This window comes from Nannocystis punicea (genome assembly GCF_026965555.1).
GTDB lineage: Bacteria > Myxococcota_A > Polyangia > Nannocystales > Nannocystaceae > Nannocystis > Nannocystis punicea.
The window spans coordinates 12373886-12384661 of sequence record NZ_CP114040.1 but is presented as its reverse complement, the minus strand read 5'-3'; the positions used below and the strand labels follow the sequence as shown (position 1 = coordinate 12384661).

At 70.8% G+C, this 10776-nt stretch carries 6 protein-coding genes and 1 tRNA gene; 2 read left to right on the top strand and 5 right to left on the bottom strand.

Annotated features, from left to right (window positions below):
- Positions 1-10: 10 nt before the first annotated feature.
- The 3 genes from O0S08_RS47670 to O0S08_RS47660 all read right to left on the bottom strand — a co-directional run bounded on the left by O0S08_RS47670 (position 11) and on the right by O0S08_RS47660 (position 6128).
- A complete protein-coding gene (locus O0S08_RS47670; RefSeq protein ID WP_269036221.1) occupies positions 11-883 on the bottom strand; it encodes a divergent polysaccharide deacetylase family protein in 873 nt (290 codons plus the stop codon).
- Between the two features lie 80 nt (positions 884-963).
- The gene (locus O0S08_RS47665) at positions 964-2355 is read right to left on the bottom strand and encodes a S41 family peptidase (protein ID WP_269036220.1); all 1392 of its coding nucleotides are present in this window, start codon (positions 2353-2355) and stop codon (positions 964-966) included.
- Positions 2356-2486: 131 nt separating this feature from the next.
- Positions 2487-6128, bottom strand: a complete 3642-nt coding sequence (locus O0S08_RS47660; protein WP_269036219.1) for a vitamin B12-dependent ribonucleotide reductase — start codon at positions 6126-6128, stop codon at positions 2487-2489.
- Between the two features lie 729 nt (positions 6129-6857).
- Here O0S08_RS47660 and O0S08_RS47655 point away from each other — a divergent pair.
- Positions 6858-7388: a hypothetical protein gene (locus tag O0S08_RS47655; protein ID WP_269036218.1), complete on the top strand. Its 531-nt coding sequence runs from the start codon at positions 6858-6860 to the stop codon at positions 7386-7388.
- A gap of 142 nt (positions 7389-7530) precedes the next feature.
- On the opposite strand, the gene O0S08_RS47650 is transcribed toward O0S08_RS47655, so the two are convergent.
- A tRNA-Asp gene (locus O0S08_RS47650) sits at positions 7531-7607 on the bottom strand.
- A 140-nt stretch (positions 7608-7747) separates the two neighbouring features.
- The gene (locus O0S08_RS47645) at positions 7748-8785 is read right to left on the bottom strand and encodes a class I SAM-dependent methyltransferase (RefSeq protein WP_269036217.1); all 1038 of its coding nucleotides are present in this window, start codon (positions 8783-8785) and stop codon (positions 7748-7750) included.
- Positions 8786-8896: 111 nt separating this feature from the next.
- Between O0S08_RS47645 and asnB the strand changes: the two genes are divergently transcribed.
- Entirely contained in the window at positions 8897-10774 is a 1878-nt protein-coding gene (gene asnB / locus O0S08_RS47640; RefSeq protein ID WP_269036216.1) for an asparagine synthase (glutamine-hydrolyzing), read from the top strand.
- Positions 10775-10776 lie beyond the last annotated feature (2 nt).

The following is a 10776-nucleotide window of genomic DNA, read 5'->3' as shown; positions in this document are numbered from 1 at the left end:
ATAACTACGTTCACTCCCGCACTTTCTCGAGGCCGCGGCGTGCGAGGATCTCGCGCAGCGGAAAGACGCCGATCCCGTCCCGGTACAGCCGCGGAAGCTCGGCCCGCAGGGCCTCCACGACCTCCTGCGATGGATGGGCAATGACGACGGTGGGGGCCTCGCGGGCGCGCGCGGCTGCCTGCTGGAGCTGGGCCAAAATCGCGTTCGGCCGCGGATCGTGGTCCAAAAACACGTCGCGCCCGAGCGCCGGGACCCCTGCGGCGTCCGCGGCCGCGAGGCCCTGGCTGTGCACGGTCGTCCGCGAGTCGAGGAAGAACAGGCCGCGCGCCCGCAATTCGGGCATCAGCGCGTCCATGGCGGCCCTGTCGGCGGTGAGCCGTGAGCCCATGTGATTGTTGACGCCGACGGCCACCGGCACGCGGTCGAGCGCCGCCCGCAGCGCCGCCCGCAGCTGGTCGGCCGTGGCGTCGACGCGGAGGAATTGCTCCCGCGCCTCGGGACCCCCGGTCATCTTGGCGGCGTCGAGCGGCTCGGACGGGAGGTGCAGGAGGATCTCCCGCGGCCGGCGACGGTCGCTGCGCAGGCGGAGCTGCGCGCCCACGGCGTAGACGCCGCCCGGCACGACGCTGAAGGTCAACGGGAAGCGCAGCGCGAGCAGCTGATCGAAGTAGTGCAGCTCGCGACCGATGTCGTCGATGACGATCGCAAGGTGCCCGCGCGCCTGGTCCCACGGGATCGTCAGGTCGCCGCGCGAGTCCTGCCAACGACGCGTGCGCGCCACCGTCTCGTCGAGCTGGCGCTGGAAGATCGCCTCGTCCTCGGCGGCCGCCAACGGAGCGAGCGGCGGCGCGGGCGCGAGCCAGAACAACGCCGCCGCGAGCATCCACCACGCGATCAGCGAGGCGCGAGCCCAGGGCGGCGCCGCGACGGATCGAAGGAACGGAGCGCCGTGCGAGTCCAGCGCTACCTCCGCCGGCCGCCGCGCGCCGGCACCCGCACGAGCCCGCGCAGGTGCTGCACCGCGACGCGCAGCTGGGCGTCCTCGCCGGCGGCGCGCACTGCCTCGCTGTCGTCTTGCAGCGGGACCGCGGGGTAGCCGAAGTCCTCGGGCTTGAGGTGCCGCGGCTGGGCACGCTCGGGCTCGAGCTCGGGCATGCTGTCCTTGTAGGGGCGGAAGTCGGCGCCGACGACGACGTCGGGCTGGATCCCGCTGGCCTGGATGAGGCGATCGTTGGGAGTGTAGTAGAGGGCGATGGTCAGCTTGAGCAGCGAGCCGTCGCCGAGCTCGAAGGGGGCCTGGACGGAGCCCTTGCCGTAGGTGCGCTCGCCGACGATGAGGCCGCGCCGGTGATCTTGCAGCGCGCCGGCGACGATCTCGGAGGCCGAGGCGGACGACTTGTTGACGAGCACGACGAGCGGCAGCTTGGACCAGGCCTGACCGGGGACGGCGCGGGCCTCGTCGAGGAGCTCGCCGCGGCGGCCGCGGGTGCGCACGATGGGACCCTCGTTGACGAAGAGGTCGACGATGGCGATCGCCTGGTCGAGCAGGCCGCCGCCGTTGTCGCGCAGGTCGAGGACGACGCCGGCGAGGCCGTCGCGCGACTGGTCGCGCAAGCTGGCGAGCGCGTCGGACAGCTCGCGCCCGCTGGTCTCGGAGAAGTCGCGCAGGCGCACGTGGCCGAGGCCCTCGGCGAGCATGCGGCTGGTGACGGCGGGGCTGTCGATGTACTCGCGGGTGACGACGACGTTGCGCACGCTCGGCTTGCCGGGCTTGCCGTCGACCTTGGGCGCGGGCCGCTCGAGGGTGAAGCTGACCTTCGTGCCAGGTGCGCCGCGCATCGCCATGATGGCCCGCCGCAGGTCGAAGAAGTGGCTGATCGGCTTGCCCTCGATCGAGGGGATGAGGTCGCCGACGGCGACGCCGGCCCGCTCGGCCGGGCCCTTGGCGACGACCTCGCGGACCTCGAGGACGTAGCGCGCCTGCGGCTCGGTCTCCTGGCGCAGGACGACGACCATGCCGACGCCGCCGAAGCTGCCTTCGATGTCCTCGCGCAACATCCGGGCCTCGCGCGGCGGGAGGAACTCGCTGTGCGGGTCGAGCTCGGCGACGAGCCCGGAGATGGCGCCGTAGATCAGCTTCTCGCTGTCGACCGGGCGGACATAGTGGTTCTCGAGGATGGTCAGCGCCCGCGCGAACATGTCGAGCTTGCGGTAGCGCGAGTAGTCGGCCGGCGCCGGCTGGGCCACCTGCGCGGTGACGGGCTGGGCGATGGCCGATTGGACATATCCCGAAAGACCTGCCCCGAAGAGCATGCCCATTCCGACCAACGCGACGGCGCGGAGCTTGGCTGTCATGGTGTGTCCCTACGCGGCGACCTGGCCGTCATCATCGGTCAAGAGTACCGCCGGGCACCCCGCGGGCAACAGTGGTGCAGCGAGGCGAGGCGCGGATCCCGCTGGATGCAGGATCCGCGCGCAAGGGTCGTTCACGAGCAGCCGCTGGTGGCGCCGCAGCTGACGCACTTCAGGCAGGAGCCGTTGCGGACCATGGTGAAGCTGCCGCACGAGCCGCAGGCGTCGCCTTCGTAGCCGGACATGCGGGCGACGCGGACTTGCTCGCTGACGCTGGGGGCGGCGGCGGCGGCCGGGCGCGGCTTGGCGGCGGCGCGGGCGGGCTCGGCGGCGGCGGTGCGGTCCTCGACCTCGATCGCGTGGCGCTTCTTGCCGGGGACGGGGCCGCGCGGGAGGTTGGCGCTGAGTTTGAGCGGGCCGGGGGTGACGATGCGCTCCGAGACGACCTCTTCGTCCTGGAACTCGACGCCCTCGTTCTGGCTCTGGTCGCCGAGCGCGTCGGGCTCGAGGTCCTCGGGGTTGACGTGGGCCAGCTCGTTGCGGTCGAGGTAGGTGACGGCGAGCTCGCGGAAGATGTAGTCGATGATCGAGGTCGACATCTTGATCCGCGAGTTGCCGACCACCGGACCGGCGGGCTCGAAGCGGCTGAAGACGAAGGCGTCGACGTACTCCTCGAGCGGGACGCCGTACTGCAGGCCGAGGCTGATGGCGATGGCGAAGCAGTTCATCAGGCTGCGGAAGGCGGCGCCCTCCTTGTGCATGCCGATGAAGATCTCGCCGAGGGTGCCGTCGCCGTACTCGCCGGTGTGGATGTAGACCTTGTGGCCGCCGATGGTCGCCTTCTGCGTGTAGCCGCTGCGGCGGTCGGGCATGCGCCGGCGCTTGGCGAGGTAGCGGTGGACGATCTTCTCGGTGACCTTCTCGATCACCTGCGGCTGGGTGGTCGCCAGCGCGTCGGCGACGTCGTCCTCGGCCTCGACCGCGAGCGCGGACGAGAGCGGCTGGCTGAGCTTGCTGCCGTCGCGGTAGAGGGCGTTGGCCTTGAGCGCGTACTTCCACGAGGCGAGGTAGACGCTCTCGACCTCGCGCACGCTGGCGTCGCTCGGCATGTTGATGGTCTTGCTGATCGCGCCGGACAGGAACGGCTGGGCGGCGGCCATCATGCGCACGTGCGCCATCGGGGCGATGAAGCGGGTGCCGTAGCGGCCGCACTTGTTGGCGCAGTCGAACACCGGCAGGTGCTGGGCGCGCAGGTGCGGGGCGCCCTCGACCGTCATGGTGCCGCACACGAAGTCGTTGGCACGCTGGATGTCCTCGGCCGAGAAGCCGAGCCCCTCGAGGATGTTGAAGCCCGGGTCGTTGAGCTGGGCGTCGGTGAACTTGAGGACGTCGCGGCAGAAGTCGTCGCCGAGGACGTAGCGGTTGAAGACGAAGCCGATCTCGAAGGCGCCGGCCAGCTCCGACTCGATGCGCGCGAGCACCTCGTCGGTGAAGCCCTTGCGCTTGAGGTCGGTGTGGGAGATCCGCGGGCTGCCGACCAGAGTGCCGGCGCCCTTGCAGTAGCGGACGATGTCGGCGATCTGCGTCTCGGTGTAGCCGAGGGTGGCGAGCGCGGCGGGCACCGACTGGTTGATGATCTTGAAGTAGCCGCCGCCGGCGAGCTTCTTGAACTTCACCAGGGCGAAGTCGGGCTCGATGCCGGTGGTGTCGCAGTCCATCAGCAGGCCGATGGTGCCGGTCGGGGCGATGACGGTGACCTGGGCGTTGCGGTAGCCGTGCTGCTCGCCGAGGCGCAGGGCGGCGTCCCACTCGGCCTGGGCGGCCTTGAGCAGGTAGCTCGGGCAGACGTGCTGGGCGATGCCCATCGGCGCGATCGACAGACCCTCGTACTCGGCGCGCGGGGCGTTGTAGGCGGCGCGGCGGTGGTTGCGGATGACCCGCAGCATCGGCTCGCGGTTGGCGGTGTAGCCGGGGAAGGCGCCGTGCTCGCGCGCCAGCTCGGCGCTGGTGCTGTAGCAGGCCGCGGTCATCAGGGCCGTGACGCCGCCGCAGATCGCCACCGCCAGCTCGCTGTCGTAGGCGATCCCGCGCAGCATGAAGTAGGTGCCGAGGTTGGCGTAGCCGAGGCCGAGGGTGCGGTACTTGTAGCTGCGGATAGCGATCGCCTCGCTCGGGAACTGGGCCATGAGCACCGAGATCTCGAGCACGATCGTCCACAGGCGGCAGGCGTGGCGCACGGCGTCGACGTCGAGGTCGAGGTCATTGGCGCCGCTGGTGCGGGCGAGGAACTTGGTCAGGTTCAGCGACGCCAGGTTGCAGGCCGTGTCGTCGAGGAACATGTACTCGGAGCACGGGTTCGAGGCGTTGATCCGGCCGTCGTTCGGGCAGGTGTGCCACTCGTTGATGGTGGTGTCGAACTGCAGGCCGGGGTCGGCGCAGGCCCAGGCGGAGAAGGTGATCTTGTCCCACAGCTCGCGCGCCCGCACGGTGCGGTGGACCTTGCGGTCGCTGCGGCGGATGAGGTCCCAGGCGTTGTCCTCCTCGACCGCGCGCAGGAACTCGTCGGTGACGCGCACCGAGTTGTTCGAGTTCTGGCCGGAGACGGTGGCGTAGGCCTCGCTGTCCCAGTTGGTGTCGTACTCGTTGAACTCGATCTCGCGCGCGCCCTGCCTGGCCAAGGCGATCGCCCGCTGCACGTAGCTCTCGGGGATCTCGGCGGCGCGGGCGTTGTGGATCGCCTTGCTCAGGCCCTTGTTCTTGCGCGGGTCGAAGCGGTCCTCGCCGGTGAGGGCGACGTCGTGACATGCCCCCAGGACCAGGTTGAGGTGACGGCTGCACAGCCGGCTGCCGGCCACCAGCGCGGCGACCTTCTGCTCCTCGATGACCTTCCAGTCGATGAACTTCTCGACGTCGGGGTGGTCGACGTCGACGATGACCATCTTGGCGGCGCGACGGGTGGTGCCGCCGCTCTTGATCGCGCCGGCGGCCCGGTCGCCGATCTTCAGGAAGCTCATCAGGCCGCTGCTGCGACCGCCGCCCGACAGCGGCTCGCCCTCGCCCCTCAAGGTCGAGAAATTCGTGCCGGTGCCCGAGCCGTACTTGAACAGCCGGGCCTCGCGGACCCACAGGTCCATGATGCCGCCCTGGCCGACGAGGTCGTCGCTGACCGAGGAGATGAAGCAGGCGTGCGGCTGCGGGCGCTCGTAGGCGTTGTTCGACAGGCTGAGCTCACCGGTGACCGGGTCGCAGTAGCTGTGGCCCTGGGCCGGGCCGGTGATGCCGTAGGCCCAGTGCAGGCCGGTGTTGAACCACTGCGGGCTGTTCGGCGCGACCGCCTGGTCGGCGAGCATGGTGGTCAGCTCGTCGTAGAAGACGCGGGCCGAGTCCTCGTCGCTGAAGTAGCCGTGCTTGAAGCCCCAGTAGGTCCAGCAGCCGGCCAGGCGGTGGAACAGCTGGCGGCTGTCGGTCTCGCCGACCATGCGCTGCTCGGGCGGCAGGGCGGCCAGCGCCTCGGCGTCGGCCTCGCTGCGCCACAACCACTCGGGTACGCCCTCCTCCGCGACCTTGCGCAGGCGGGCGGGCACGCCGGCCTTGCGGAAGTACTTCTGGGCCATGATGTCGACTGCGACCTGCGACCAACCCTGGGGGACCTGGATGTCGCTCGCCTCGAACACCACCGTCCCGTCCGGGTTGGTGATCCGCGAGCTACGGCGCTCGAACTCGACGCCGGAGAAAGGTCGGGGTTGATCCTTGGTGAACAGCCGGGACAGCTTCATGACGGGGCGGACTCCGGGGGCAGAGTTGTCGGGGGGGGGGCGTGAAATGCGCGACCGGCCTTGCGAAAGCAAGACCTGGCCAGCCGCGACCAGGCTTCGCGTACACCCAGGACGGGGCGAGCGAAGTCGAGCAGCAGGGGCGAAATTGTGTAGTCGGGCAGAGATGGACCGAGGAGCACCCGGATGCAAGCCGGACGAAAGCGCTCCTCGCCCCCCACATCTTGTGGGTGACGGGGCTTGTACCACGACATATTGGGGCTGAAAACTTACGCGCTCCGCGCTTTTCGCCCCTTCGCAGGCTCTAGGGCGGGGGCTTGCGCCCCTTCCGCATCCACAGGAATTCCGTTGTCGAGCCTGCCTGTCCTGCGCGGATCTGGAATGGTGTTTAGTCGAGCGTCGAGGTGCCTCAGCGGCTTCGCGCGGTCCGCACAAGGCGGCGGGATCGGCGAACGGCGGAAACCGCGCGGAAGCAGTCCACAAGGGCTCTGGGGTTGCCAGGACTCGTACCTGTAGGGGCATTTACGTACATTCCTGAGCGCGCGTTCACGCATCTGTGCGGAGGCGGCGAAGAGATCTCTTCGCGCGCAGGTGAATCCCGGAGGCGGTTGGGACAATGATTCCCCGGTGGCCGGCGGATCGCGGCTTGCGCGGGCCGATCGGATGAGCAATACCGGCCGAAGCGCGCAGCGGCGTCAGGAACGGCCGCTGTGCCCGATCTGGAACATTTTCATGACACGTGAAGCCAGTGCCATTTTCCGCGCCGAGAGCGGCGCGCTCGAGCGGCTCAGCGCGCTCGAGACGCTCAAGGGCCTCAAGAACCGCGACACGGTGTCGCTCGGGGACCTGGTCCACTTCCTCGAGGCGCGCGGGCTGTGGGCGCAGTTCGGGAAGATCACCCTCGGGGACCTGCGCGACGGCTTCGGTCCGGCGCCGGAGCCTGTCGCCGCCGAGCCCGAGCCGACCGGTCGCAAGAAGAAGCGGCGGATCCTCGAGGAGGAGCTGGCCGAGGTCGAGGCCGAGGCGAAGGCCCTGAAGAAGGAGAAGGAAGAGGCGCCCGAGGACGGCGGCCTGTCCACCGACGAGGTCGCGCGCCAGGTGCTGCCCTTCATCGAGGGCAACGGCGACGTCACGATCGAGGACATCGCCGAGTACTCGCGCATCGATCGCAAGGTGCTCCGCCACCACCTCGGGGTGCTGGTCAAGCAAGGTCGGCTCGAGCGCATCGGCGTCGGCCGGCACGCGGTCTTCTCGACGCTGTGAGGCGCGGCCGCGTCGGCGCGGCCTTCGACCGGCGACTTCTTCTCGGGCTCCGCGGCGCAGGTCGCTGCGCGGCGGGCTCGTCGCGCGACCAAAACACGAAGCCCCGAAACCGGGTGGTTTCGGGGCTTCGCTTCAGTTTCTCTGGCGGGGCGGACGGGGCTCGAACCCGCGACCTCCGACGTGACAGGCCGGCGTTATGACCAACTTAACTACCACCCCTCAGGCCCTTGCAACCGTTCGAAGCAAGGGGCCAGGAAGATGCTCTGGTTCAGAGCGGAAGTCAAGCACGATCCGAGGGTCCCAGCACCCGAAGTTGGGGCGGCAAAGCCCGGGCCGGCGTGGGACTTCAGGTCGGGACTTCAGCTGGATTGGGCCCTGGCGACGGTGACGAGGTTGGCACCCCAGCCGCAGTGGGCTCCGAACATGCCTTCGAGCCAGGGGCCGAGGGCGCTGTCGAGGTTGTCGAGGCCGCGGACGACCAGGGGTCCGGCGAGGCGCTGCCACCGCCGGCCCTGTTTTGCGGACTGGAGGCGGTTGCCGGCGACGCCGGCGACGGTGGGCGAGCCGCGACGGAGGCGGCGGCGGAGGTCGAGGGCGAGGTCGGCGGCAGTGAGCAAACTCGGCGCGAGCGAGGTGCCGATCTGCGGGGCGCTCCACAAGATCTCCGGCTCCAGGCCGGCGCGGGTGAGGGCGGCGGCGAGGGTGGAGCGCTCGAAGAAGCTGACGTGGTCGCCGAGTTCGAGCGGGCGGAAGCGGCGGCCCCACAGCGGTCGCAGGAGATCGCCCCAGTTCGGGACCTCGATCACTGCCAGGCCGCCGGGGGCCAAGTGGCGGCGGATCCACGTCAGGCCGCGCACCGGCTCGCGCAGGTGCTCGAGCACGTGGGTCATGGTGATGAGGTCGAAGCGGCCGAGGCCCAGGTCGGTCACCTCGATGTCGAGGGCGTGGACCTCGTGGCCGGCGGTCTGGGCCTGCGCGCCGGCGGGGGAGCGTTCGATGCCCTCGGTGCGGTAGCCGAGCTCGCGCAGGACGTCGAGGAGGAGGCCGGTGTCGCAGCCGATGTCGAGGGCGCGGGCGCCCGCGCGGGGGCGACCGAGGCGGCCGCCGCTGAGGCGGTCGTAGAGCTCGACGTTGCGGCGCTTGCGGTCGATGTCTCGCGCCGAGGGGCGCGTGGGCGACTGGCGCTGCTTGGCGCGCGCGGCGTAGTAGGACTCGCTGAGGTAGGTGGCGGCGTAGTGGCCGGTGGCGTGGACGAGGTCGCAGCCCTGGCAGCGGACCACGCCGATGCGGTGGACCTCGGGGAGGAGGGGGTGGCGGTCGCGGGCGCCGCAGACCGGACAGGCTTCGACGGGTTCGACGGTGGGGGCGTCGGTGGGGGCGTCGGTCGCGGCGGTCATGATGAGAGCGGCTTCAGGCGGGCCGGGCCATAGTATGACAAGCTCGTCCCCGATGCCGCCCTGGCGACCCGAATCTGGCCGAGGCTCGCGCCTTGCGGGGGTCGAGGCCTGATGTGCGGGCTCGCCGGCATGGTCGGGGCCTGCGACGCCGCTCTGGTGGCGAGCATGACCGCGGCGCTGCGACACCGCGGGCCCGACGGTGACGGGGTGCATCTCGAGCCGGACGTCGGGCTCGGTCATCGCCGGCTGGCGATCCTCGACCTCGCCGGCGGGGCCCAGCCGATGGTCGACGCGAGCGGCGACCTCGTCATCGTCTACAACGGCGAGATCTACAACTTCGCGGCGCTGCGCGCCGAGCTGCTCGCGGCCGGGGTGCCGCTGCGCACGCGCGGCGACACCGAGGTGCTGCTCGAGCTGTGGCGGCGCGAGGGGCCGGCGGCGCTGCAGCGGCTGCGGGGGATGTTCGCGTTCGCGTTGTGGGACCGGCGGACCCGCGAGCTCCACCTCGTGCGCGACCGGCTGGGGCAGAAGCCGCTTTATTATTCGCAAGTGGCGGGCGGCGTGCTGCTGTTCGCGTCGGAGCCGAAGGCGCTGCTGAAGAGCCCGGCGGTCGACCGCTCGCTCGACCTCGCGGCGCTCGACGGGTATCTCGAGCTCTACTATGTCCCGCCGCCGCGCTCGATCTTCGCTGGCGTGAAGCAGCTGCCGCCGGGGCATCGACTGACCTGGCGCGAGGGACAGGTGACCATCTCGCGCTGGTGGGACTGCGAGCCGCGGCCGCCGGACCCGCGGCTTTCGAGCGTGGAGGCGTGGGCGGAGGCGGTGGCACCGACGTTGGCCGAGGCGATCGAGCTGCACACGGTGTCGGACGTGCCGGTGGGGGCGTTCCTGTCGGGCGGGCTCGACTCGTCGACGATCGTCGCGGCGCTGGCGAACCGCGGGACGGCGCTGCAGACGTTCTGCGTCGGCTACGGGCCGGAGGGCGCGAGCTACGAGGAGCGGCACCACGCGCGGGAGGTGGCGCGGCACTTCGGGCTGTCGCACCACGAGCTCGAGCTGAAGATCGACATCCTCGACGACCTGGCGGCGATGGTCGCGGGCTTCGACGAGCCGTTCGGGTCGTGGACGGCGCTGCTGGCGTACCACCTGTCCCGCTTCGCGCGGCAGCGGGTGACCGTGGCGCTGGCGGGCGACGGCGGCGACGAGGTGTTCGGCGGCTATCCGCGCTACCGGGGGCTGCGGATCTCCGAGCACCTGGGGCGCGTGCCGCCGTCGGCGATCGCGCTGGCCGGGCGGGCGCTGCGGGTGCTCGGCGAGCCGACGACGGCGCTCAGCCTGCGCCGCTGGGGCCGGCAATTCCTCGACAGCCTGGCGCTGCCGCCGGGCGAGCGCTACGCGGCGTGGGTCGGCAAGGGCTCCGAGTCGGCGCGCGACCGGCCCTACGCGCGCGAGACGGCGCGGCGGATCGCCGAGGTGCGCGCGCCGAACTTCATCGCCGAGGCCTTCGACCGACCTGTCCTCGGGGACCTGGTCGCAAGGGCATGGTACGCCGACATCCACGGCTTCTTGCCCGAGAACGTGCTGCGCTGCACCGACCGCATGAGCATGGCCCACGGGCTCGAGGTGCGGGTGCCGTTCTGCGACCACGTGCTGCTCGAGCAGATGGCGGCGGCGCCGTCGTCGATGCGGGTGACCGCGCTGGCGTCGAAGCGGGTGCTGCGGGAGATCGCCGGCGAGTGGCTGCCGCCAACGGTGCTGAAGCGCAAGAAGCTCGGGTTCTCGGCGCCGTTCGGGGCCTGGCTCAAGGCCGCCGAGGCGCGCATCGTCTCCGACTGGCTGCACCCCGACGTCATCAAGCGGCGCGGCCTGTTCGACGTCAACGGGGTGGCCCGGATCGTCGGCGAGCACCGCCGCGGGACCCGCGATCACGCGCTGCGGATCTGGTCGCTCATCGTGCTCGAGCAGTGGCAGCGCATGTACTCCGACTAGTT